Origin of the sequence: Micromonospora sp. NPDC049151, assembly GCF_040648395.1 — a bacterium.
Classification (GTDB): Bacteria; Actinomycetota; Actinomycetes; order Mycobacteriales; family Micromonosporaceae; genus Micromonospora.
Genome location: NZ_JBEZDP010000033.1, coordinates 1 through 23,822 on the forward strand (window position 1 = coordinate 1; position 23,822 = coordinate 23,822).

General features: G+C 73.4%; 22 protein-coding genes. 8 read left to right on the top strand and 14 right to left on the bottom strand.

Going from position 1 to position 23,822, the window contains the following annotated elements; all coding sequences use genetic code 11:
* Positions 1-114: 114 nt before the first annotated feature.
* The 3 genes from AB0B20_RS27030 to AB0B20_RS27040 form a co-directional block, all read right to left on the bottom strand.
* Complete coding sequence (locus AB0B20_RS27030; protein WP_357474518.1) at positions 115-1,041, bottom strand: RIO1 family regulatory kinase/ATPase; 927 nt, start codon at positions 1,039-1,041, stop codon at positions 115-117.
* Between the two features lie 193 nt (positions 1,042-1,234).
* Positions 1,235-1,879, bottom strand: coding sequence for an HAD family hydrolase (locus tag AB0B20_RS27035; protein WP_357381080.1), 645 nt, complete (start codon positions 1,877-1,879; stop codon positions 1,235-1,237).
* A 59-nt stretch (positions 1,880-1,938) separates the two neighbouring features.
* Positions 1,939-2,784 (bottom strand): carbon-nitrogen hydrolase family protein, encoded by an 846-nt coding sequence (locus tag AB0B20_RS27040; protein ID WP_357474521.1) that lies wholly within the window; start codon positions 2,782-2,784, stop codon positions 1,939-1,941.
* A gap of 105 nt (positions 2,785-2,889) precedes the next feature.
* Between AB0B20_RS27040 and AB0B20_RS27045 the strand changes: the two genes are divergently transcribed.
* The 6 genes from AB0B20_RS27045 (at position 2,890) to mug (ending at position 7,246) form a co-directional block, all read left to right on the top strand.
* The gene (locus AB0B20_RS27045; protein WP_194803152.1) at positions 2,890-3,462 is read left to right on the top strand and encodes a TetR/AcrR family transcriptional regulator; all 573 of its coding nucleotides are present in this window, start codon (positions 2,890-2,892) and stop codon (positions 3,460-3,462) included.
* 103 nt (positions 3,463-3,565) lie between these two features.
* The gene (locus AB0B20_RS27050) at positions 3,566-4,480 is read left to right on the top strand and encodes a TIGR04222 domain-containing membrane protein (RefSeq protein ID WP_357381075.1); all 915 of its coding nucleotides are present in this window, start codon (positions 3,566-3,568) and stop codon (positions 4,478-4,480) included.
* Positions 4,477-5,295, top strand: coding sequence for a DUF692 domain-containing protein (locus AB0B20_RS27055; RefSeq protein WP_357474525.1), 819 nt, complete (start codon positions 4,477-4,479; stop codon positions 5,293-5,295). The genes AB0B20_RS27050 and AB0B20_RS27055 overlap by 4 nt, the downstream gene beginning before the upstream one ends.
* Positions 5,292-5,738, top strand: coding sequence for a hypothetical protein (locus AB0B20_RS27060; RefSeq protein WP_357474528.1), 447 nt, complete (start codon positions 5,292-5,294; stop codon positions 5,736-5,738). Before AB0B20_RS27055 ends, AB0B20_RS27060 begins: the two co-directional genes overlap by 4 nt.
* 31 nt (positions 5,739-5,769) lie before the next feature.
* Positions 5,770-6,531 carry an SDR family oxidoreductase gene (locus tag AB0B20_RS27065; protein WP_357381069.1) on the top strand — a complete coding sequence of 254 codons (762 nt, stop codon included), beginning with the start codon at positions 5,770-5,772 and terminating at the stop codon, positions 6,529-6,531.
* Positions 6,532-6,625: 94 nt separating this feature from the next.
* Entirely contained in the window at positions 6,626-7,246 is a 621-nt protein-coding gene (mug, locus tag AB0B20_RS27070; protein ID WP_357381067.1) for a G/U mismatch-specific DNA glycosylase, read from the top strand.
* Here mug and AB0B20_RS27075 read toward each other — a convergent pair.
* From AB0B20_RS27075 to AB0B20_RS27085, 3 genes are all read right to left on the bottom strand, one after another.
* Complete coding sequence (locus tag AB0B20_RS27075; RefSeq protein WP_357381187.1) at positions 7,243-9,225, bottom strand: ABC transporter ATP-binding protein; 1,983 nt, start codon at positions 9,223-9,225, stop codon at positions 7,243-7,245. The genes mug and AB0B20_RS27075 overlap by 4 nt on opposite strands.
* 132 nt (positions 9,226-9,357) lie before the next feature.
* Complete coding sequence (locus AB0B20_RS27080) at positions 9,358-10,125, bottom strand: enoyl-CoA hydratase/isomerase family protein (RefSeq protein WP_357381065.1); 768 nt, start codon at positions 10,123-10,125, stop codon at positions 9,358-9,360.
* 43 nt (positions 10,126-10,168) lie between these two features.
* On the bottom strand, positions 10,169-10,396 hold the full coding sequence (locus tag AB0B20_RS27085) for a helix-turn-helix domain-containing protein (RefSeq protein WP_007072022.1): 228 nt from the start codon (positions 10,394-10,396) through the stop codon (positions 10,169-10,171).
* A 483-nt stretch (positions 10,397-10,879) separates the two neighbouring features.
* Between AB0B20_RS27085 and AB0B20_RS27090 the strand changes: the two genes are divergently transcribed.
* The gene (locus AB0B20_RS27090; protein WP_357474531.1) at positions 10,880-11,473 is read left to right on the top strand and encodes a cadmium resistance transporter; all 594 of its coding nucleotides are present in this window, start codon (positions 10,880-10,882) and stop codon (positions 11,471-11,473) included.
* Between the two features lie 115 nt (positions 11,474-11,588).
* On the opposite strand, the gene AB0B20_RS27095 is transcribed toward AB0B20_RS27090, so the two are convergent.
* Positions 11,589-13,196, bottom strand: coding sequence for an ABC-F family ATP-binding cassette domain-containing protein (locus AB0B20_RS27095; protein ID WP_357381061.1), 1,608 nt, complete (start codon positions 13,194-13,196; stop codon positions 11,589-11,591).
* A 247-nt stretch (positions 13,197-13,443) separates the two neighbouring features.
* Between AB0B20_RS27095 and AB0B20_RS27100 the strand changes: the two genes are divergently transcribed.
* On the top strand, positions 13,444-14,358 hold the full coding sequence (locus tag AB0B20_RS27100) for a neutral zinc metallopeptidase (RefSeq protein ID WP_357381185.1): 915 nt from the start codon (positions 13,444-13,446) through the stop codon (positions 14,356-14,358).
* A gap of 67 nt (positions 14,359-14,425) precedes the next feature.
* Here the strand turns inward: AB0B20_RS27100 and AB0B20_RS27105 are convergent, their stop codons facing one another.
* The 7 genes from AB0B20_RS27105 to AB0B20_RS27135 all read right to left on the bottom strand — a co-directional run bounded on the left by AB0B20_RS27105 (position 14,426) and on the right by AB0B20_RS27135 (position 23,813).
* Positions 14,426-15,637, bottom strand: coding sequence for a hypothetical protein (locus tag AB0B20_RS27105; protein WP_357381059.1), 1,212 nt, complete (start codon positions 15,635-15,637; stop codon positions 14,426-14,428).
* Positions 15,638-15,799: 162 nt separating this feature from the next.
* Complete coding sequence (locus tag AB0B20_RS27110; protein ID WP_357381057.1) at positions 15,800-16,438, bottom strand: acVLRF1 family peptidyl-tRNA hydrolase; 639 nt, start codon at positions 16,436-16,438, stop codon at positions 15,800-15,802.
* A gap of 84 nt (positions 16,439-16,522) precedes the next feature.
* The gene (locus AB0B20_RS27115; protein ID WP_357474534.1) at positions 16,523-20,227 is read right to left on the bottom strand and encodes a M12 family metallo-peptidase; all 3,705 of its coding nucleotides are present in this window, start codon (positions 20,225-20,227) and stop codon (positions 16,523-16,525) included.
* Between the two features lie 352 nt (positions 20,228-20,579).
* Positions 20,580-21,206 carry a LysE family transporter gene (locus AB0B20_RS27120; RefSeq protein ID WP_357474537.1) on the bottom strand — a complete coding sequence of 209 codons (627 nt, stop codon included), beginning with the start codon at positions 21,204-21,206 and terminating at the stop codon, positions 20,580-20,582.
* Positions 21,207-21,601: 395 nt separating this feature from the next.
* Positions 21,602-22,039 (bottom strand): metal-sulfur cluster assembly factor, encoded by a 438-nt coding sequence (locus AB0B20_RS27125; RefSeq protein WP_104113561.1) that lies wholly within the window; start codon positions 22,037-22,039, stop codon positions 21,602-21,604.
* Positions 22,036-22,509: a Fe-S cluster assembly sulfur transfer protein SufU gene (gene sufU / locus AB0B20_RS27130; RefSeq protein WP_357474541.1), complete on the bottom strand. Its 474-nt coding sequence runs from the start codon at positions 22,507-22,509 to the stop codon at positions 22,036-22,038. Before sufU ends, AB0B20_RS27125 begins: the two co-directional genes overlap by 4 nt.
* Entirely contained in the window at positions 22,509-23,813 is a 1,305-nt protein-coding gene (locus tag AB0B20_RS27135; protein WP_357474545.1) for a cysteine desulfurase, read from the bottom strand. Before AB0B20_RS27135 ends, sufU begins: the two co-directional genes overlap by 1 nt.
* Between the last annotated feature and the right edge of the window lie 9 nt (positions 23,814-23,822).

Sequence of the window (23,822 nt, forward strand, 5' to 3'; positions counted from 1 at the left end):
CGCGCGTGGGTGATCAGGTGCAGCCGCCCGTCCCGGGCGACCGACTCGTCGACGAAGCGGCGGGCCGCCTCGTCGAACTCGCCCGGGCGGTCTCCCGCCCGGGACGCCGGACGGTCAGCGGATGCCCGCCTCCCGCAGCAGCGCCTCGGTCAGCGCCGCCGGGTCGGTCACCGTCGCCGGCATCCCACGGGCGGTGAACCAGGCGGCCACCACCCGCACGTCGCGGGCCAGGAACTCGGCCCCCTGCGGGTTCGCCACCACGTCGACCACCTGCGGCAGGTCGATCAGCACCAGCCGGCCCGCGTGCACCAGCAGGTTGTACGGGGACAGGTCGCCGTGCGCGTACCCGGCCCGGGCGAGCACCGTCAGCGCCTCGACGAGCTGGTCCCACAGGTCGCGCAGCTCGTCGTCGTCGGGCCGGACCTGGGCCAGCCGCGGCGCGGCCTCCCCCGCCCCGGCGTCGCCGACGAACTCCAGCATCAGCTCGGTGCCGAGCAGCTGCACCGGGTAGGGCACCGCGATCCGCCCGGAGGCGGCCCCGATCTCCCAGAGCCGGGACAACGCGGCGAACTCGGCCGCCGCCCACTGCCCGGCGATCATCTGCCGGCCGAACGCGGTGCGGCCGGTCATCGCCCGCATCTCGCGGGACCGGCGTACCCGGCGGCCCTCCAGGTAACCGGCGTCGCGGTGGAACAGCCGGTGCTGGGCGTCGCGGTAGCGCTTCACCGCCAGCAGGCAGCCGCGGTCGGTACCCGGCACCGCGCGGCGGACCAGGTGGACGTCCGCCTCCTTGCCGGTCTTGAGCACCCCGAGCTCGGTGTCCCGGGCGGCCAGTTCGGTGACCAGCCACTCCGGGCGCGGCTCGGGGCCGTGGACGGCCTGGTCCCAGGAGGACCAGGCGTCCTCCACGTCGGGCTCGGCGTCCGGGTCGGCGAGGGCCGGCGTGCGCCGCCCCCGCTTCAGGAAGTCGGGTTCGTCGTCGTCGAAGCGGCTCTTGCCGCGGCCACGGCGCTGCGGCGCCGGGAAGTCGTGATCGCGCACGGGTGGATCTGTCCTTCGATCGAGGCTGGTGGAGGCAGGTGGAACGACCCTGCGAAGACGGCCATGACCGACCTCCTCTCCTCGACCGGGCGACCCCCGGCTGCGCACTCGCGCGGCACCATGCTCGTGCCCCGCCCGGCTCGGGTCAACGGATTTACCGCGCCGCCGCCGGCCCGCCGCGCCGGTGCCGCCGTCAGCCGGCCAGCACGGCCGCCACGGCCGCGATCAGCCCGTCCTCGATCCGGGTCGGCGCGTACCTCGGGTCGGACCAGCGGCGTCCCCGGTGCAGCCAGACGCTGGGCAGGCCCACCGCCGTCGCCCCGCCGATGTCCGCCTCCGGGCTGTCGCCGATCACCCACGCGCCGCGCAGCGGCATCCGGGCCCGCTGGGCGGCGAGCGCGAAGATCCTCGGGTTCGGCTTGCTGACGCCCGCCTCCTCGGAGATCACCCAGTCGGCGACGTACCGGTCCAGGCCGGTCGTACGGATCTTGGCGTCCTGCTGGCGGGCCGCGCCGTTCGTGACCACCACCGGCACCCAGCCCGCGTCCGCCGCGATCCGCAACGCGCACGCGACAAGCGGATCCAGCCGCATGTGCGCCACCACGCCGTCGTGCAGCTCGTCGACCAGGTCGATCGAGGGGATGCGCAGCGCGTACCGCTCGCGGATCGCGTCCGCCACGTCCCAGCGGTTGGTCAGCCCGTCCGCGTCCACGGACACCAACCAGTCGAGGTCGGCCGGCGGCGCGCCGATGCCCGCCAGGAAGCGTTCTCCCCAGACACGGAACGGCCCGTCGCGGTCCAGCAGGGTGTTGTCCAGATCGAGCAGGAGCAACGGCACCTGGGCACCCTACGGGACACACCGGAGCACCGACAGGGCCAAGGGCCCCGGCGCGGCGCTCAGGCGACGAGCACGGCGCGGGCCGCCCCGGCGTCGAGCGGGCGGTCCCGCAGCATCGTGTGTGCCGCGCGGGTGGCGGCCAGCGCGTCCGGGTCCAGCGTGGCCACCAGCACGTCCTCGCCGGTGTCGGCGCCCCGGGCCAGCGGCCGGCCCTCCGGGTCGTACACCGCCGCGCCGCCGTTGAACCGCCATGGATCGGCGCCGTCGACCGAGTTGGCGAACACCACGTACATCGTGTTGTCCAGCGCGCGGGCGGCGTAGTAGAGGTCGCGGCGGTGCGCCGAGCCGGCCAGGTAGCCGCTCGGGCAGAGGTAGCCGTGCGCGCCGTCGCCGGCGGCGGCCCGCGCGTGCTCCGGGAAACAGCCGTCGTAGCAGACGCCCAGACCCAGCCGCCACGTGTCGACCTCGATCGTGGCGCCCCGGACGCCGGCGTCGAACAGCTCCCGCTCGCCGCTCCAGAGCTGCTGCTTGTCGTACGCGGCGGTGACCACGCCGGCCGGGTCCACCACGAGCGAGGAGATCGTGCGCCGCCGGTCGGGGTGGCGCACGGCGGCGCCGATCACCACCGCGGCGCCCGCTTCGACGGCGGCGGCGCGCAGCGGGTCCAGCCGGGCGTCGGTCACCCGGCCGTCGGCGTCGGCGGCCACGTCCGTGGCGTCCGGATCCGCGCCGAGCGTCGGCGGGTGGTACGCCGGCAGGAACAGCTCGGGCAGCACGACGACGCGGGCGCCCTCGGCCCGGCCCACGAGACGGGCGGCGGTGCGGGCGTTGCCGGCCACGTCGCCCGGGACGGGCTGGGCCTGGACGGCGGCGACGGTGAGCGGGCGCGCGGGGAGGGCGGTCACCCGCCGATGGTAACCACCCCGGCGACGGCAGATGATCATCCGTCACCGGATCTCAAGCCGTACGTACGGTTTGCATCGGACGGTTCCACCTGCGACGATCCGTTCGTGCCCAGAGTAAGTCAGGACCAGCTCGACGCGCGCCGGCAGGAGATCCTCGCGGCGGCGCGGGCTTGTTTCGCCCGGCACGGCTACGAGGGCGCCACCGTGCGGCGGCTGGAGGAGGCCACCGGCCTGTCCCGGGGCGCGATCTTCCACCACTTCCGGGACAAGGACTCCCTCTTCCTCGCCGTGGCCGAGGACGACGCCGCCGCCATGGTGGAGACCGTCGCCCGCAACGGCCTGGTGCAGGTGATGCGCGACCTGCTGGCCCGGGCCGTCTCGCCGGACACCACCGGCTGGCTCGGCAGCCAGCTGGAGGTCTCCCGCCGGCTGCGCACCGACCCCGCCTTCGCCAAGCGCTGGGCGGAACGTTCCGAGGCCATCGCCGCGGCCACCCGGGAACGCCTGCTGCGCCAGCGCGAGGCCGGCGTGCTCCGCGACGACGTGCCGATCGACGTGCTCGCCCAGTTCCTGGAGCTGGCCTACGACGGGCTGGTACTGCACCTGGCGATGGGCCGGCCGGCCGGCGACCTGGCCCGCGTGCTCGACCTGGTCGAGGAGGCCGTCCGCCGGCACTGAACCGTGCCGGTCTCGGTCCGGTAACTACCCCGCCCGAGGAGATCGACTCTGGCACGCCTGCTCCACAATGAGCCGCGACCCCTCCTCGCGACAGGAGCAGACGATGACCCCCTCCGACACCTGGGGCATCCCCGGCCCCGTATTCCTGCGCTGGTACCTCCTGCTCGCCGTCGTCCTGGTCGTCGGTGCGATCGTGTACCGACGGCGCATGCTCGCGGGCACGCCGGTGAGCGTTCACGGCAACCTGGGGCCGCAGCAGGTCGCCTACCTCAACGGTGGTGACCAGCTCGCCGTCTGGGCCGCGCTGGGCGGGCTGCGCCACGCGGGTGCGGTCGGCGTACGGCCGGACCGGCGGCTCACCACCGGCGGTCCGCTGCCGGCCGGGGCCACCCCGCTGGACCAGGCGGTCCACCACGCGGCGAGCCGAGGTCTGCGGACCCGGGAGCTGGCCGCCGACGAGTGGGTGCGGCGTGCGCTCGACGAGCTGCGCGACGGCCTGGTACGCCGGGGCCTGGCCCTGGACCAGGAGCGGCGCCGGACGCTGCGGCGCGGCGCGCTGCTGATCGGGTTCCTGCTGGTGATCGGCATCGTGCGCGCGGTCTCCGGGCTGCTCAACGACCGGCCCACGGGCTGGCTGCTGCTCAGCCTGTTCCCGCTCGGCCTCGCGTTCGTGCTGCTCAACCGCGTGCCGTGGCGCACCCGGGCGGCCACCGCGGCGCTCGACGACATGCGCCGCCGGCACGCCTGGCTGCGCCCGGCCGCCGGACCCGCGTACACCACGTACGGCCCGGCCGAGGTGGCGCTGGGCGTGGCGCTGTTCGGCACCGCGACGCTCTGGACCATGGACCCCGGCTTCGCCGAGCAGGCCGAGATCCAGCGGCAGGCGATGGGCAGCACCGGCGCCGCCAGCTCCGGCACCTCCTGCGGCGGAGGGGCGACTGCCGGCGGCAGTTCGTGCGGCGGCGGCAGCTCCTGCGGCGGAGGCGGTGGCTGCGGCGGAGGCGGGTGCGGCGGATGACCGGCCCGTCCGGCGTCGGCATCGGCTGGCGCCCCGAGATCGCCGGCTTCGTCGCCGGGCTGCCGGGGCTGCGCTTCGTCGAGGTGGTCGCGGAGGCGGTCGCACCGGCCGGGCCGCTCCCGGACGGGCTCGCCGAGCTGCGCGGACGCGGCGTCGACGTCGTACCCCACGGGGTGCGGCTGTCCCTCGGCGGCGCGGAACCGGTGGACCCGGCCCGGGTGGCGCACCTGGCCGCTGTGGCCGCGGCCCTGGACGCGCCGCTGGTGAGCGAGCACATCGCGTTCGTGCGGGCCGGCGGCCTGGAGGCCGGTCACCTGCTGCCGCTGCCGCGCACCCGCGAGGCGGTCGCGGCGGTGGTGGCGAACGTCCGGCGGACGCAGGCGGAGCTGCCGGTGCCGCTGGCCCTGGAGCCGATCGCCGCGCTCTTCGACTGGCCCGACGACGAGCTGGACGAGGCGGACTTCCTCACCGAGATCCTCGACGCCACCGGCGCGCTGCTGCTGCTCGACATCGCGAACGTGCACGCCAACGCCCGCAACCGGGGCGGCGACCCGGCCGCGCTGCTGGACCGGCTGCCGCTGGAGCGCATCGCCTACGCGCACGTGGCGGGCGGCGCCGAACACGGCGGCTTCTACCACGACACGCACACCGACCCGCTGCCCGCCGCCGTGCTGGACCTGGTCCGCGAGCTGTGCGCCCGGCGCCGGCCGCCCGCGCTGCTGCTGGAACGCGACGGGCACTATCCGCCCGCCGCCGAGCTGCGCGGCGAGCTGGACGCGCTGGCCGCCGCGTCCGGCCACCCGGTGGTCACGTGAGCGGCGACCTCGCGGCCCGGCAGACCGAGCTGGTCGCCGCGCTCGTCGCCGGTGGGCCGCTGCCGCCCGGCTTCGCCCCGGCCCCGGTCGAGGCGGCCCGCCGGGCGCTGCTGCGCAAGCGGGCCGGCGACGTGGCCCGGCACTGGCCGCTGCTCGCCGCCGGGCTCGGGCCCGGCTGGCCGGCCACGTTCACCGCGTGGGCCGACGGCCGTCCCACGAACGGTTCGCTGCGCGACGGCTGGGACCTGGCCCGCGACCTGCGCGAGCGGGACGCGTTGCCGCCGCTGGGCGCGGACGAGCTGGCCGAGCGGGAGGCCGCGAGCCGCTACGACGGCCACCACCCGCCCCGGCCTCGCCGGTGGCCGGCCCTCGCCCGGGCCGGCGGCGCCGTCGCGGTTCAGGTCGCCAGCCGGGTACGCCTGGTGCGGCCCGCCCCGCGCTGACAGGCACCCGCCGGTACGGCAGGATCGGGGTATGGATCTCGGACTCGCCGATCGGGTGTACGTGCTCACCGGCGCCTCCGCCGGCCTCGGCCTCGCCACCGCCGAGCAACTCGTCGCCGACGGCGCCCGGGTGGTCATCTCGGCGCGTACCCCGGAACGGGTGGCCGCCGCGATCGAGGCGCTCGGCGATCCACGGCAGGCGATCGGGCTGACCGCCGACCTCACCGACCCCGCCACGCCGCAGCGGCTCGTCGCGGCCGCCCGCGAACACTTCGGCCGTCTCGACGGCGCGCTGATCTCGGTCGGCGGCCCGCCTCCCGGCACCGCCGCCTCCGTCACCGACGAGCAGTGGCGCGAGTCGTTCGAGACGGTCTTCCTGGGCAGCGTCCGGCTCGCCCGGACGGTGGCCGGCGCGCTCACCGACGGCGGCGCGATCGGGCTGGTGCTGTCCACCTCGGTACGCGGACCGCTGGCCGGCCTCGGCATCTCCAACGGTTTGCGGCCGGGCCTCGCCGGCGTGGCGAAGGACATGGCCGACGAGTTCGGCCCGCGCGGCGTACGCGTGATCAGCCTGCTGCCGGGACGGATCATGACCGACCGCAACCGGGAGCTGCTGGCCGGCTCCGGCGATCCGGAGCGGGCCCGCGCGCAGGCCGAGGCGGCGATCCCGCTCGGGCGCATCGGCGACCCGGCGGAGTTCGGCAGGGTGGCCGCGTTCCTGCTCTCCCCCGCCGCCGGGTACGTCACCGGGGTGACCGTGCCGGTCGACGGCGGCGCGCTGCGCGGGCTGTGACGGTGGGCGCGGTGGCTGGGCTTCCCGTGGCGGCTGCTCTGGTGAGCCGGGTGCGGGTGGTCGCGGCGGGCCGGGCACCCGGGGCGGAGGGACGGTGAGCGATCGACGGCGTCCGGCCGGTGGGCGGCCCGAGGCCGCGCCCGGCCCGGGCACACCCGCCCGAAGCCACCCCCGGCCCAGCCGGGAACAGCTCGCCGCGGCGGCCGACCGGCTGCTGCCCGACGTGATCGCGCCCGGCCTGGACGTGCTGTTCGTCGGCATCAACCCGGGCCTGTGGTCGGCGGCCACCGGCTGGCACTTCGCCCGCCCCGGCAACCGCTTCTGGCCCGCCCTGCACCGGGGCGGCTTCACGCCGCGCCTGCTGCACCCCAGCGAGCAGGACACGCTCCCGGCGCTGGGCCTCGGCATCACCAACATGGTGGCCCGGGCCAGCGCCCGCGCCGACGAACTCACCCCCGCGGAACTCGTCGACGGCGCCGCCACGCTCACCGCCAAGGTCGAGGGCTACCGGCCGCGCTGGGTGGCGGTGGTCGGGGTGACCGCGTACCGGATCGGGTTCGCCCGGCCGAAGGCCGGATTCGGGCCGCAGCCGGAAACGCTGGCGGCGGCCCGGCTCTGGGTGCTGCCCAACCCGAGCGGCCTGAACGCCCACTTCACCCCGGAGACGCTTGGTGCCGCCTTCGCCGAGCTGCGTGCCGCTGTCGTCGCGGGCTAGTTGGCCGCGGCCGGGGGCATGGCCTCGTGGGCGACGTAGGTGCCCATCGGCACCGTGGTCACCACGGGCTCGGGCTGCTCGGCCTCGGCGTGCGGCGCGGGCGAGTCGGTGATCGCGAACTGGGTGCGGTACAGCTCGGCGTACAGGCCGCCGACGGCCACCAGCTCGTCGTGCCGGCCGCGCTCCACGATCCGGCCCTCGTCGAGCACGAGAATCTGGTCGGCGTCGCGCACCGTGGAGAGCCGGTGCGCGATGACCAGCGCGGTACGCCCGGTCAGCGCCACCGACAGCGCCCGCTGCACTGCTGCCTCGCTCTCCGAGTCCAGATGCGCGGTGGCCTCGTCGAGGATCACGATCGACGGGGCCTTGAGCAGCAGGCGGGCGATGGCGATGCGCTGCTTCTCGCCGCCGGAGAAGCGGTAGCCCCGCTCACCGACAGTCGTGTCGAGCCCGTCCGGCAGAGCCCGGACCAGGTCGGCGACCTGTGCGCCGGCCAGCGCCGCCCAGATCTCGTCGTCGGTGGCGTCCGGCTTGGCGTAGCGCAGGTTCTCCCGGATCGTCTCGTGGAACAGGTGCGAGTCCTGGGTGACCACGCCGATCTCGTCGCGCAGCGAGGCGAGCGTGGCGTCCCGTACGTCGACGCCACCGACAAGCACCTGGCCGTCGCTGACGTCGTAAATCCGGGAGATCAGCATGGACAGCGTCGACTTGCCCGCGCCGGAGGGGCCGACCAGGGCCACCATCTGCCCCGGCTCGACGGCGAACGACACGCCCTTGAGCACCGGCTCGTTGACCGTCCGGTCGAGCGTCGACACCTCCTCCAGGGAGGCCAGCGACACCTCCGCGGCGCTCGGGTAGCGGAAGCGTACGTCGCGGAACTCGACCCGGCCGCTGCCCCGCGGCACCGGCACCGCCTCGGGCTTCTCGGCGATGGTCGGGCGCAGGTCGAGCACCTCGAAGACCCGGTCGAACGAGACGAGCGCGCTCATCACGTCGACCCGGACGTTCGACAGCGCGGTCAGCGGGCCGTAGAGGCGGGTCAGCAGCAGCGCCAGCTTGACCACTGTGCCGGCGCTGACCGCGCCGGTGACCGCCAGCCAGCCGCCGACGCCGTACGTCAGGGCCTGGGCCAGGGACGCGACGAGCAGCATCGCGACGAAGAACGTCCGCGAGTACATCGCGGACTGGATGCCGATGTCGCGCACCCGCTCGGCCCGGCGGGCGAACCGGTCGGCCTCCACCTCCGGTGCGCCGAACAGCTTGACCAGGAGCGCGCCCGCCACACCGAAGCGCTCGGTCATCGTCGCGTTCATCTTGGCGTCGAGGTTGTACGACTCGCGGGTGATCTCGGCCAGCCGCCGGCCGACCCGGCGGGCCGGGATGATGAAGATCGGCAGCAGCACCAGCGCCAGCACGGTGATCTGCCAGGACAGCACGAGCATCGCCCCGGCGGTCAGCACGAGCTGGATGACGTTGCTGACCACGCCGGACAGCGTCGAGGTGAACGCGCGCTGGGCGCCGAGCACGTCGTTGTTGAGCCGGCTGACCAGCGCGCCGGTCTGGGTGCGGGTGAAGAACTGCAACGGCATCCGCTGGACGTGGTCGTACACCCGGGTGCGCAGGTCGAGGATGATGCCCTCGCCGATGCGGGCCGAATACCACCGCTGGACCAGGGAGAACAGGGCGTCGGCCACGGCCAGCGCGGCGATGATCAGGGCGAGCCGGACGACTGTCGAGCGGGCGTCCGGGCCGGCGCCGGCGATCGCGTCGATGACGTCACCGGCGAGCAGCGGCGTGGCCACACCGATCACCGCGGCGACGATCACGGTGATCAGGAAGACGATGATGTCGCGCCGGTAGGGCTGGGCGAACGCGACGATCCGCCGGGCGGTGCCGCGCTTGAGCTCGTGGGCGGAGACCTCGTCACGGTTGCGCAGCGACCGGAGCATGCTCCAGCCGCCCATGCCGCCGCCGGCCATCGGGTGGGACACTCGTCACCTCCGGGTCGTCAGGGCAGCAGGAACCGTCGGAGTCCATTCTCCCGACGCCTGTGACAACCTCGCGAGTAACCCAGATCTTCCCGAACGGTCCTTACGAAATCGCCGTACCGGCTATTCGCCCCGCCCGGCCAGGTCCCGGATCCGCCGGGTCTGCGCCTCCCGCTCGGCGCGCTGCTGCTCGGCATGCGAGCGCCCGGCCGCGCCCGCGAGCAGCGCCTTGATCTCGATGATCGCGTCCCGGTTGTTCGCCAGCAGCCCGGCGGACAGGTCACGCACGGCGCCGTCCAGCTCGTCGTTCGGCACCACGAGCGTGGCCAGGCCGATACGGTCCGCCTCGGTGGCGTCCATCCGCCGGCCGGTGGCGCAGATCTCCAGCGCCCGGGAGTAGCCGACCAGCTCGACCAGGCGGCGCGTACCAGCCAGGTCGGGGACCAGCCCGAGCGTCACCTCGGCCATGGAGAGCCTGGCGTCGGCGGCGAGGACCCGCATGTCGCAGGCGAGAGCCAGCTGGAAGCCGGCGCCGATGGCGTGGCCCTGCACCGCGGCGATCGACACCACGTCCGGCCGGTGCAGCCAGGTGAAACCGCCCTGGTACTCGGCGATCCGGTCGGCGCACTCGGCCGCCGGCATCGCGGCCAGCTCGGCGAAGGAGCCCGGCCCGGTCGCGCCGGCGACCGCCAGGTCCAGGCCTGCGGAGAAGGCACGCCCCTCCCCGCGTACGACGACGACGCGCACGTCGCCCGGCAGGTCGCGGGAGAAGTCGCTCATCGCGCGCCACATCGCGGGAGTCTGGGCGTTCAGCACGTCGGGCCGGCACAACGTCACCGTCGCGACCGGCCCGTCGCAGTCGAAGCGCACTCCGGTCGTCTCGGCGGTCACCGGACGCCCCGGAACGCGCGGGTGGACGACGCTGGGGGGCGGATCACGCCTTCTTCCGGCGCCGGGCGCCGCCGCGCTGCCGCAGCTGCACCCCGGATTCGGTGAGCACCCGGTGGATGAACCCGTAGGAACGGCCGGTCGAGGCCGCCAGAGCACGAATGCTCTCTCCGCCGGTGTACCGCTTTACCAGGTCTTTGGCGAGCGTCTGACGCTCGGCCCCGACGATCCGGCGACCCTTCTCAGTGCTGGTGGCTGTGCCAGTGGCTGCCATGCTGATTCCTCACGTCCCAGACTGTGCGGTTCGGATACGGTCCCACCTATTAGACCGCCTCGGACGATCATGCGCCAGATATCAACTATTCGCCAACCGACACGCTACGCAATGTCAGCTTCCCGATAGAGTGATCCTTCCGGCCGGCTGATCCGTACCGGCCCGCCGGACGAGCCCGTCGCCCCAGGTTCGGCAAGGTGGCGGCATCTCAGTGGATGGACGGGCCAACGCCCTCTCCGTGGTCGGCCCGTCCATGCCGGCGAGAGCACGAGAGGCGCCGCCAATCGGTCCGTCGATCGACTGACGACGATTCGTTCCGCGCCGGTTCGACGAACTGGCGGCATCCTCCCGCCTGATCGGCACCACTTTCGACGGGACCGCCTCGCCGCGCTCCGGACGCCTGCGCGTCGGCGCGCCGGCATGGATCATGCCGGCGGTGGGTGCGCGGGTGCGACGGGCCGTATCGTGCCCGGGGTGATTGACATGATCACGGCCGCGGCGGGTGCCGCAGGCGTCTTCGCCGCCACCAACCTCGACGACATCGTCGTGCTCACGGTGCTGTTCGTGGCCGCCCGGCACACCGGGCGTCCCCGGCCGTGGCAGATCGTCGCCGGGCAGTACGCGGGCATCGGCGCGCTCGTCGCGATCGCGGCGGTGGCCGCCGCCGGGCTGCTCGTGGTGCCCGACCCGTGGCCGGGTCTGCTCGGCCTGCTGCCGATCGGGCTGGGCGCCCGGGCGCTGTCGGCCCGGCGCGACGACGACGAGCCGCCGGCGGTGGTCGGCAGCCTGGCCGGCGTCGCCGGGGTCACAGTGGCCAACGGCGCCGACAACATCGCCGTCTACGTGCCGGTCTTCCGCGCCCTCGACCCGCTCACCGGGCTGATCTGGCTGCTGGTGTTCGCCGTGCTGGTGGCCGTGTGGTGCGCGGTCGCCGCCGCGCTCGGCGGGCACCCCCGGGTGGTGGCGCTGGTCGGCCGCGCCGGCCACTGGCTGGTCCCGGCGATCTTCATCGCCATCGGCGCGACCATCCTGCTCACCTCCGGCGTCCTCCCCCACCTGGCCGCCCTCCTGGCCTGACCGCCCCCGCCCGTCTTCTCCGTCGATCATGAAGTTGACGGCGATCTGGATCAAAGAGTGCCGTCAACTTCATGATCAACCGGCAAGGGGCGCGGGCAGGCGGCGCGGGAAGGGGTCAGGCGAGCTCGACCAGCTCCAGCAGGTCGTCGGACCAGGCGTCCTCGTCGCCGTCGGGCAGCAGGATGGCGCGATCCGGCTTGAGCGCGGTGACCGCGCCCGGGTCGTGCGTGACCAGCACGATCGCGCCCGGGTAGCGGGCGATCGCGTCGAGCACCTGCTCGCGGCTCACCGGGTCGAGGTTGTTCGTCGGCTCGTCCAGCAGCAGCACGTTGGCGCCCGAGCAGACCAGCGTGGCCAGCGCCAGCCGGGTCTTCTCGCCGCCGGAGAGCACACCGGCCGGCTTGTCCACGTCCTCGCCGGAGAACAGGAACGCGCCGAGGATCTTGCGCAGGTCGGTGTCGGTCTGGTCGGACGCGGCGCTGCGCATGTGCTCCAGGATCGTGCGGTCCACGTCGAGCGTCTCGTGCTCCTGGGCGTAGTAGCCCAGCCGCAGCCCGTGGCCGGGACGCACCTCGCCGGTGTCCGGCTCCAGCAGCCCGCCGAGCATCCGCAGCAGCGTGGTCTTGCCGGCGCCGTTGAGGCCGAGGATGGCCACCCGGGAGCCCCGGTCCACAGCCACGTTGACGTCGGTGAAGATCTCCAGCGACCCGTACGACTTGGACAGGCCGGTCGCGGTCAGCGGCGTCTTGCCGCACGGCGCGGGGCTCGGGAACCGTACCTTGGCGACCTTGTCCGCGACGCGGACCTCGTCCAGGCCGGAGAGCAGCCGCTCGGCGCGGCGGGCCATGTTCTGCGCGGCGACGGTCTTGGTGGCCTTGGCCCGCATCTTGTCCGCCTGCGCCATCAGCGCGCCGGCCTTCTTCTCGGCGTTTGCGCGCTCCCGGCGGCGGCGCCGCTCGTCGGTCTCCCGCGCCTCCAGGTACGCCTTCCAGCCCAGGTTGTAGGTGTCGACCACGGACCGGGTGGCGTCCAGGAACCAGACCTTGTTGACCACCGCCTCCAGCAGCGAGGCGTCGTGGGAGATCACGATCAGGCCGCCCTTGTGGTTGCCGAGGAAGCCGCGCAGCCAGGTGATCGAGTCGGCGTCGAGGTGGTTGGTGGGCTCGTCGAGCAGCAGGATGCCGCCGCCGTTCTCCCCGGCGTCGCGGAACAGGATCCGGGCCAGCTCGATGCGGCGGCGCTGGCCGCCGGAGAGCGTGCCGATGGTCTGCGCCAGGGCCCGGTCGGGCAGGCCGAGGTTGGCGCAGATCCGGGCCGCCTCGGCCTCGGCCGCGTAGCCGCCGAGCGAGGCGAACTGGTCCTCCAGCGCGCCGTAGCGGCGGACCAGCCGCTCGTCGTCGGCGCCCTCGGCGAGCTTGTTCTCCAGCTCCTTCATCTGCGCCATGAGCACGTCCAGCCCGCGGGCGGAGAGCACCCGGTCCCGGCCGGTGACGTCCAGGTCACCGGTACGCGGGTCCTGCGGCAGGTAGCCGATGGCGCTGCGCCGGTCGATCTGGCCGGCGTACGGCTGGCCCTCACCGGCGAGCACCTTGAGTGTGGTGGTCTTGCCGGCGCCGTTGCGGCCGACCAGGCCGATCCGGTCCCCCGGCTGCACCCGCAGGGTGGTGTCGGACAGCAGGATCCGGGAACCGGCACGCAGTTCCAGGCCGGTGGCAGTGATCATTTCGGAGTACTCGCTCTCGGGTCCGGAAGGGCTGACTCAGGGCACGCGAAAGCGCCGGCGGGTGGTGATTTCCCGTCGGCGCGGGGCCGTTCAGCCTTCGCAGCGCAGCACGGGGGCAAGTGTACCGGGCCCCACGGACCCGCTCCCCCGGATTACCGTGCAAGATCATCGGGTACGGAAACCGCCGTCCGGACCCGGTCCGGTACCGCAACCACCACATACGGACACATCGGTGATCGGGGTCAACATGGAGCTGAACGAGAACGCGCGGGTCGACACCAGCCAGGTGGACGACCGGCGAGGGTCCGGCGGAGGCGGCGGGATGGGCATTCCGATCCCGATCGGCGGCGGCCGGGGCGGGATCGTGGGCATCATCATCGCCGTACTCGTCGCCCTGGTGGGCGGCGGCTTCGGCCTCAACGCCGCCACCAACGGCGGCGGTTCCGAGCAGGGCGACAACACCTCGCTGGAGCAGAAGTGCTCGGCGCAGGACGCGCTGAAGCAGCTCGACTGCCGCAACGCGCTCTACGTCAACTCGATCCAGGCGTACTGGCGCACCGCCATGCCGGAGGCGTTCGGCGAGCAGTACAAGCCGTCGAAGACGGTGTTCTTCAGCCAGAACGTCAGCACGGCCTGCGGCGCGGCCGACTCCGGCGTCGGCCCGTTCTACTGCCCGGCCGACGACCTGGTCTACATCGACCTCAGCTTCTACAAGCTGCTGGCCGACCAGCTCGGCGCCGAGGGCGAGTTCGCCCAGCCGTACGTACTTGCCCACGAGTACGGCCACCACGTGCAGGACCTGCTCGGCACCGAGGCGCAGATGCGCCGCCAGCAGCAGCGCGACCCGCAGAGCGCGAACGCGCTCTCGGTGAAGCTGGAGCTGCAGGCCGACTGCTACGCCGGGGCCTGGGCGAAGAACGCCACCGGCACCGCCGACGAGCAGGGCCAGAAGATCTTCAAGAGCATCACCGAGCAGGACATCTCGCAGGCCATCGACACGGCCGAGAAGATCGGCGACGACGCCATCCAGCAGCGCTCCGGCCGGCCGGTGAACCCGGACGAGTTCACCCACGGCAGCTCCGAGCAGCGCAAGCAGTGGTTCACCAAGGGCTTCACCACCGGCGACCCGAAGTCCTGTGACACCTTCGGTTCGGGGGCCTGAGCCGATCCGCGCATCGGCCCGCACCACCGCAGACGGTGGTGCGGGCCGATGTCGTTTCCGGGGCCGGTCAGGCCGGCAGTGTCACCTGAGCCGGAGTGGACCGGTTGACAGTCGTCCCGTCACCGAGCTGACCACCGCTGTTGTCGCCCCAGCACCACAGGCCGCCGTCGGTACGGATGCCGCAGCCGTGGTCGGTCACCGCTACCTCGCCGGTCCAGGTGGTGGCCGTGCCGGCCTGGGCGGGCGCGGACCGGTGGGTGGTGCTGCCGTCGCCCACCTGCCCGGCCGAGTTCTTGCCCCAGCACCACAGGGTGCCGTCGGTACGCGACGCGCACGTCGTGTCGCTGCTCGCGGCGATCCGGTTCCAGGTGGTGGCGGTGCCGATCTGCACCGGCGCGGTCCGGTAGGTGCCGCTCACGCCGAGCTGGCCGTATCCGTTCTCACCCCAGCACCACAGCGCGCCGGAGCGGATCCCGCAGGTGTGGGCGTATCCGGCCGCCACGCCGGTCCACCCGGTGGCGGTGCCGACCTGCGCGGGCGCGGTCTGGGGTGCCAGGTTGCCGAGCCCGAGCTGGCCGTCCGAGCTGGACCCCCAGCACCAGAGCGTGCCGCCGGTGCGGACACCGCAGGTGTGCCCGTAGCCGGTCGAGACGCTCACCCAGTCGGTGGCCGTGCCGACCTGCAGCGGGGTGTTCGCGACGTACGGCGAGGCGCCGACGCCCAGCTGGGTGGTCCGGTTGAAGCCCCAGCACCAGAGCGTGCCGTCGGTGCGGATCGCGCAGGTGTGCTGGGGGCCGGCGTCGACCCGGGCCCAGGTGGTAGCGGTGCCGACCTGCACCGGGGCGCTGCGGCTGGTGGTGGTGCCGTCGCCGAGCTGGCCCCGGAAGTTCGAGCCCCAGCACCAGAGCGTCCCGTCCGTGCGTACCGCGCAGGTGTGCCCGGAGCCGCCGTCGACACCGGTCCAGGTGGCGGTGCCGACCCGCGCCGGGGCGCTGCGGTTGGTGGTGGTGCCGTCGCCGAGCTGGCCGGCGTAGTTGGAGCCCCAGCACCACAGTCCCCCGTCGGTGCTGATCGCGCAGGTGTGCGCGCCGCCCGCGGTGACGCTGGTGACAGTGGGCGCGGCGAGCGCGGCGCCCCGCGCCGGAGCCGCGTTGGCCGTGCCGGCTGTCAGCGTGGCGGTGAGCACGAGGCTTCCGGCGCTCATCGCCGCCGCCGCGACGAGGAGCCTCGTCGCACGGCGCCACCGGGCCCGCAGCCGGCCGTCCTGATATCCGCTCATGAAGTTGTTCTCTCCCAACGATGTCGGCGCGTGATGGCGGAGGCGAAGCTGCCCTGCGGGTCGCCCGGAGACCCGGCTTCGTGACACCGACGATAGGCATCGAGTCGATTCGATGCACCATCGGGGAACGGGATTGCGCCGTCTTGAGGTGATCTTTCCTGTTCAGCGGACCAGGATGTGGACCGCCCGGGCGGCGGCGACCGCGGCCACCAGCACCGCGTGCCGGGGCTCCGGCACGTCCAGCAGGCGCGGCGCGCGCAGCGCCGTCAGCGGGGCCAGCCGCCGGTCGGCAAGCACCGTGTCCACCGCGCGCCGGTCACCTCCGCACACCAGCGCCGCGAGCGTGCCCACCTCCGGCAACAGCAGACGCACTGCCAGCTCCGCCGCGTCGCCCAGGGCGGCCTTGGCCTGGTTGTCCCGCCGCCGGGCGAACCGCTGCTGGGACCAGCCACCCGCCGCGGTACGGCCCTGCACGTACCGGGTGTCCACCTTGGAGACCACCAGGTCGGCGCCGTCGGCGACGCCGAGGGCGACCGCGCCCTTGCGGGCCAGCAGCAGACCGAGCCGGCGGGCCGCCGTGGCGGAGGCGACGAATCCGGGTACGTCCGCCGACGCGCTCGCGCCGGGCGGGGTGTGCAGCTCGGCGGTGGCGCCGTCCGGGGCGGTGAGCAGCAGCCCGTACTCCTGGACTGTCGTGGTCGGCGGGCCGTGCCGGTCGGTGAAGCCCTCGACCCAGCGGGCGACGCGGCCGGGGTCGACCTCGACCCACCGGCCGCCCCCGGCGGCGGGTCGGCTGCTCATGGCCCGACGGTACGCCATCGACGGGCCGGGAGACGCGACGCGGGAGGACACCGTGCCGGCGCCCTCCCGCGTCTACCGCGTGGATCAGTGGACGGTGAGGTTGCCGCCCTTCAGCTTGACCTCGGCGGTCGCGCCGCCCGTCCAGTCCGACGACAGGAGCAGGGCGCCACCCTTCCACAGGGTGAGCCCGACGCTGTCGTTCCTACCGGGGGCGCCCCGGTCGGTCACCGTCACGGCCAGGGTCAGGCCGGAGGACACCAGCTTGCCCTTGCTGTCGTACAGGGCGGCCTGGTAGCGCACCTGGGCGACCTTGCCCGCCGAGGTGACGCCGAGCGCGTCGACAGTGTCGGCCTTGACCGTGTACGACTTCCCACCGGAGCGGAACTCGACCTCGGCCTTGCCCGACGGGGCCTTGTTCGCCTTGCCCGGCTTCGCGTTCAGCTCCACCTCGACAGTGGAGGTCACGTCGGCCGGGTAGCTTCCCGCCGAGCGGGTGGCGGTGAACTCCCCGCCGCCGGTGAGGAATCCACCGTCGGAGACGGCCACTGTCACCTGGGCGGTGGTGCTGCCCGTGTAGTTGCCGCCCACTGTCGCGGTGACGGTGTGCGTGCCCTTCGACAGGGTGGCCTCACACGCCGCGGACGCGCTGGTGGTGGCCGTGCCGAGCAGGGCCGGCGCGGCGGTGCAGAGCGTCACGCCGTCCTTGGTGAAGGTGACGGTGGCGGTACGGATGTCGCCCGCCGTGGTGTCCGTGGCACCGGGCAGCACCGAGCCGTCCCGGACCACGGCCCGCAGCAGCGCCGTGCCGGACGCGCCGCCGGTCGCGGTGTTCACCAGCGTGTCACCGGCCCAGCTGACCGCCGCGTCCTCGGCGGCGACGGTGACGGTGAACGAGGTGCTGCCGGTCAGCCCGGAGCCGTCGGACACGGTCACGGTGACCGGGTAGTCACCCGGTGCCGCCGTGGTGGTGCCGGCGACCGCCCAGGTACGCGTACCCGGGCGGGCGTCGGTCGCGGAGGTGTTCGTGACGGCCAGGGACAGGCCGGCGGGCAGCCCGGTGGCCGCAGCGCTCAGGTCCGCGCCGGCGGTGTCGCCGTCGTTGGCGGTGACGGTGACGGCCGGCGAGAGCGCGTCGCTGTACTGCACGCTCACACCACCGTCGGGGGCGGTGCTGGTGACGACCGGGGCGGACCGGATCGTGAAGTCGGCGTCGTTGACGTCGAAGAAGACGTTACCGACCGCCTCGATCTTGATCCGGGCCTTCTCGGTGGCCGCGTTCGGCAGCGACACGGTCGCGGTGCCGGTGTTGGCGGTCTGCTCGGCCAGCACGTACGGGAAGGTCTGCCCGCCGTCGGCGGACAGCGAGATCTTCACCTGCGCGGCGTTCACCGGCGCCACGTCGGTGCCGGCGACGTCCCACGTCACGGTCTGGGTCGAGCCGCCGTCCAGGACGGCGGCGGTGTCCTGCGAGGTCACCAGGAACGGGCCCGCGTCCGGCGCCAGCACCACGGCGACGTCGGCGCTGCCGATGCCGCCGCCACCCAGCCGCCCGTCCCGGGCGGTGAGCTTGAAGTGCAGGGTCCGGTCGCCGGCCATGCCGACCCAGTCGCGGGTGGGCAGGAACTCGGAGTAGCAGTCCACCAGCTCGGCCGGCACGTTCGACGCGCCACCGGTGGCCGGGGGCGCCGGAGCGGCCGGGCAGGCGCCGGTCGCGGCGTTGGTGTTGCCGGCCAGGATCTGCCGCATGTCCGGGAAGACCCGGGTCGAGTCGGTGGTGACCGAGTTCAGGCCCGGCGAGTGGTACTTCAGCGTGTCGGTCGGCGACACGATCGCCGCCTCGCCGAACACCCGGAACAGCGGACCGTTCACCTTCGTGTTGTTCACCAGCGCGGTGCCGGCCGAGGCGCCCCTGTCGTTCTGCTCCCACAGGTACGTCACGGTGTCGCCGTCGGCGTCGGTGGCGCTGCCGGTCAGCGCGAACGGCGTACGCACCGGGATGGTGACGGTGTCCGGCACGGTGACCACCGGGGCGTGGTTGCCGGTCTCCTCGACCAGCCAGCCGCCGTTGTCGATGGCGCCGCCCTTGGCCGTCTCGCCGACGAAGCCGGAGGCGCCGGAGACGTTCGTCAGCTCCAGCGACGCCACGTTCGTGGTCGCCAGCGTGCCGCCGAAGGTCACCTGGAAGCCGTTGTCGTTGAGCGCGCCGCTGCCACCGAACGCGGCCACCGTGACGGTCGCGCCGGCCGGCCAGCCGGCGATGCCCTCGACGGCCGCCTTGATGCCGGCGGTGGTGTAGTTGACGCCCCGCACGATCGGCGCCGAGTCGTTGCCCGCGTAGTGGACGGTGAAGGACTCACCGTCGGCGTCGAACCCGTACAGCGAGACGGTCTGCACCTCGTTGATCGCCGGGCGGTTCGAGGTCACGTAGTTGGTGATCTCGGTGTAGCTGCGGTGCGACCAGTACGGGTCGCTGTGCGGCTGGAGGTTGTCCTGCTGGCAGATACCCGCGTACGCCATGATCGACGAGCCGCTGCCCGGCTCGTACGAGTTGGCCGCGCTGCGGTTGCCGCCCGAGCAGTTGTACTGGGTGCCGTTGAAGGTGTGGTTGCCGGCGAACTGGTGACCCATCTCGTGCGAGACGTAGTCGACCGCGTAGAAGTCGCCGACCGGCGTCGGCAGGCCGGTGCAGCCCTGCGCCTTGCCGTTGCCGCCGATCACGCCGAGGCTGGCCACGCCGCCGCCGTTGACGCCAAGGCCGATGTGGCCCACGTCGTAGTTGCTCGCGCCGACCAGCTGGCCGAGCACGATCCGGTTACGGCTGAGCGTGCCGCTGCCGCACGAGGTGAGCTGCGCCGGCGTGAAGCAGGCCGCCGCGCCGCACGGGCCGTTCGGCTCGGTGGCCAGGGCCGGCGTGTTCAGGTTCGTCTTGTCGGTGTCGTTGATCAGCACGAGCCGGATCGCGGTCTCGTCCTCGTAGATCTGGGTGACCCGGTTCATCAGCGTCACCTTCGCGGCGGTGACGTTCTCCGCGCCGAAGTAGGTGGCGTACGACGGGTCGGTCACCAGCGCCACCCGGTAGGTGCGCAGCTTCACCAGCGGCCCGGCCGGAACCTCCGCCTCGGCGATCTCCCCGGCCAGCGCGTGCGCCTCCTGCGTGACGTCCTCACGCTCGACGAACTCGCCCTCCGGGTGCTCCAGGTCGCGGGCGAAGTAGCTCGCGTAGAGGCTCTGGTCGCGCTGGTAGTACGGGTCGATGTACCAGTTGCCCTTGGCCGACCGGACCGACGCGTGGAACCCGAGCGGGGTGAGGTCCGCGCGGATGGTCGCCGCCGGGTCGTCCAGACCCTTGCCGGCGTACGTGGTGATCTCCGGGTGCTTGGCGGCCAGGCCGGCCTCCATGACCGGTGAGTCGACCAGCTCGAAACGCTGGAACGTGCCGTCCGGAGCGGGCAGCGACACGACCTGCTTCGCCACGCGGGCCACCGCCACGCGCTTCTCGGCGGGCGCCTTGTCGAGCAGGCCCTTCATGGTGCCGCGGTCCAGCTTGTACGCGGCCAGCCGCTTGGCCTTGACGGCGGCCTTGCGCCCCGCCTTGGTGGCGGCCGGCTTGCCGTCCACCTTCCGCCACGGTCCGTGGACGCCGGGTGCGGCGGAGGCGGGCGCGGGCGCCGCGAGAACGGGAAGCGTCGCCGCGGCGAGCGCGGCGACGAGGAGGGCAGCGGTCCGTCCGCGCCGAGGCCGACCGGCGAGTTGCCGGTCGCGCGGCGGACGCCACAGGGTGATCCTCAAGTCTTCTCCCTGCTGGGTCGAGTATGGACTGCCGTACGACCGGCGGGGATGACCGGACGTACGTGTACGGCCCACGGATTGTTCCGTGACCCTAGGACCACCCGCGACCGCGGACATCACCCGGAAGGTGGATGCTGTTCTACCTGGACGGTGATCCGCGTCGTCCCGGCACGCGGGATCCGCGCTTCCGAGGACGGAGCCGGCCGACCTGACGGCCGAGAACACCTTTGGTCGGATGCGGGACCATCAATGGATCTTTCCGCCGTCCGGAACTGCCGTTTCGGCCGATCCCCCGGTAACGGATCATGAACCGGTCCGCAATCCGGCTGACACACGGGCATGTCCACGCCGGTCACACACCGAGCAGCGTGGCGACCGCGAGGCCCGCGACGATGACGCTGGACAGCAGCGCGGTGACCCGCCGCGCGCGGGGCCCGGTGAGGGCCCGGCCGATCAGCGAGCCGCCCCCGGCGATCAGCAACTGCCAACTGGCCGAGGCCAGGAACACCCCGGCCGTGAAGACGGCCGCGCCCACCGGACCGGGGCCGAGCACGTCGCCCCGGCCGAGGACGAGCGCCACGAAGTAGACCACTGTGGCCGGGTTGAGCAGGGTCAACGCGAGCACCGCGCCGAACGCCCGCACGGGCGTGTCCAGGCCACCCCGCACGCTCGGCTCGGGGGTCGTGATCGGCGGACGCAGGGCGCGCCAGGCGGTGAGGCCGGCGAGGACCAGCAGCACGCCCGCGGCGAGCAATCGCAGCGGACCCGCGAACGGCGCGAGGCCGCTCGCCACCGCGGTGCCGCCGAGAGCCGCGACCGCCGCGTAGAGACCGTCGGCGCTCGCCACGCCGAGCGCCGCCCCCGCGCCGACGCGGAACGAGGTACGGGCGCTGAGCCCGAGGATGAGGATCGCGATCGCACCGACCGGGATGGCGACGCCGTAACCAGCGACCAGGCCGGCGAGGAACGCCCCGGTCACGACGACGGAAGGTGCGGCGAGGCGACCGGCGGCAGGGTGCGCTGTCGGCGCACGGCGGTGGCCGCACGGACAGGAGCCTGCTTCGGGTACGCCTCGATCACCGGCCCATCCTGCGCCCCGCTCCCCCACCCCCGCCACCCGTTTCCCGGGCTGGGCTGGGCTGGGCTGGGCTGGGCTGGGCTGGGCTGGGCTGGGCTGGGCTGGGCTGGGCTGGGCTGGGCTGGGCTGGGCTGGGCTGGAGATCTTGGAAGCGAAGGGACCCCCTGGGGGCCGTTTCGTTCCAAGATCTACAACCTGAGCCGACGCGCGGGCGCCGGTGAGGGTGCTGGAGAGACGCCGCGGGCGCGGCACTCCTCTGGCAGGAGCGCCGCGCCCGTGGCGGTGAGCGGGAACGGTCAGACGTTGAAGCCGAGCGAGCGGAGCTGGTCGCGCCCCTCGTCGGTGATCTTGTCGGGGCCCCACGGCGGCAGCCAGACCCAGTTGATCCGGATGTCGTTCACCAGGCCGCCACCGGGACCGGTGGTCAGCGCCTGCCGCGCCTGGTCCTCGATCACGTCGGTCAGCGGGCAGGCGGCCGACGTGAGCGTCATGTCCAGGGTGGCGACGTTGTCGTCGTCGACGTGGACGCCGTACACCAGACCGAGGTCGACCACGTTGATGCCCAGCTCGGGGTCGACGACGTCCTTCATCGCCTCCTCGATGTCGCCGATCGCGGCCTTGCCGCCGGCCGGCGCCGCCGCGCCCGCGGCCGCGCCGCCGGCAACAGCCCCGTTGACGGCCGCGCCGTCGGTGGCCACCGCGCCGGCCTCGGGAGTCATGTTCTCGTCGCTCATGCCTTCACCTCCGGGCTCACGCCCACCCCGGCGCGTGCCGCGGCGTCCTTGAACGCCATCCACGACAACAGCGCGCACTTGACCCGGGCCGGGTAGCGCGCGACACCCGCGAACGCCACCCCGTCACCGAGCACGTCCTCGTCCGGCGTGACCTGGCCCCGCCCGGACATCAACTCCACGAACGCCCCGTGCACCACGGCGGCGTCGCCCGCCGCCTTGCCGCGCAGCAACTCGTGCAGGATGCTCGCCGAAGCCTGGCTGATCGAGCAGCCCATCCCGTCGTACGAGATGTCGGTGAACACGCTGCCGTCGGTCGCCACCCGTACGGTGATCTCGTCGCCGCAGGTCGGGTTGACGTGGTGCGCCTCGCCGACCCGGGCGGCCGGGTCCGTGGCCTCCCGCAGGCCGCGGCCCTGTGGGTGCTTGTAGTGGTCCAGGATGATCTCCTGGTACAGAGACTCGAGCTGCATCACTCGAACACCTTCCGCACCCGCTCCAGACCCGCCACCAGGGCGTCGATCTCCGCGGTGGTGGTGTAGAGGTAGAACGACGCCCGCGTCGTGGCCGGCACCCCGAACCGGGTGCACACCGGCTTGGCGCAGTGGTGTCCCACCCGCACCTGCACGCCGAGCGAGTCGAGCACCTGCCCGACGTCGTGCGGGTGCACGTCACCGAGCGCGAACGAGATCGTCCCGCCCCGGCCGACCGGCACGGTCGGACCGAAGATCCGCAGGCCCGGCACCGTGGCGAGGGCGTCGAGCGCGTACGCCGTCAGCTCCTTCTCGTGCCACTGGATGGCCGGCATGCCGATCGCGGTGAGGTAGTCCACCGCCGCGCCGAGCGCCACCGCCTCGGCGATCGGCGGCGTGCCCGCCTCGAACCGGGCCGGCGGCGCGGCGAACGTCGAGCCGGCCATCGTCACCGTCTCGATCATCGAGCCGCCGCCCATCACCGGGGGCATCGCGGCGAGCAGCTCGCCCCGGCCCCAGAGCACGCCGACGCCGGTCGGACCGCACATCTTGTGCCCGGTGAAGACGATGAAGTCCGCGTCGTACTGGACCACGTCCATCGGCATGTGCGGCACCGACTGCGAGCAGTCGAGCAGCAGCAGCGCGCCGACCTCACGGACCCGCGCGGTGATCCGCGCGGTGGCGTTGACGGTGCCGAGGATGTTCGACATGTGCACCAGCGACACGATCTTCGTCCGCTCGGTGACCAGGTCGTCCAGGTCGGACTCGTCGAGCCGGCCCTGGTCGGTGACCGGGAACCAGCGCAGCGTCGCGCCGGTACGCTCGGCCAGCAACTGCCACGGGACGATGTTCGAGTGGTGCTCCATCTCGGAGATCACGATCTCGTCGCCGGGGCCCAGCCGGAACCGCGGGTCGGCGTCCGCGCGCAGCGAGGCGTTGGAGAACGCGTACGCCACGAGGTTGATCGCCTCGGTGGAGTTCTTGGTGAACACCACCTCGTCGACACTCGGCGCGTTGATGAACGCGGCGATCTTCGCCCGCGCGCCCTCGTACGCCTCGGTGGCCTCGGTGCCCAGCGTGTGCACCGAGCGCGACACGTTGGCGTTGTGCAGCGCGTAGTGCTCGGCGAGCACGTCGAGCACCTGCCGCGGCTTGTGCGAGGTGTTGGCGCTGTCCAGGTAGACCAGCGGGTGGCCGTTGACCTCCCGGTCGAGGATCGGGAAGTCGGCCCGCACCTTCGCCACGTCGAAGCGCGGCACGTCGTCGTACTGCGGCATGCCCGCCGGGATGGCCATCGAGGTCATGTCGGTGTC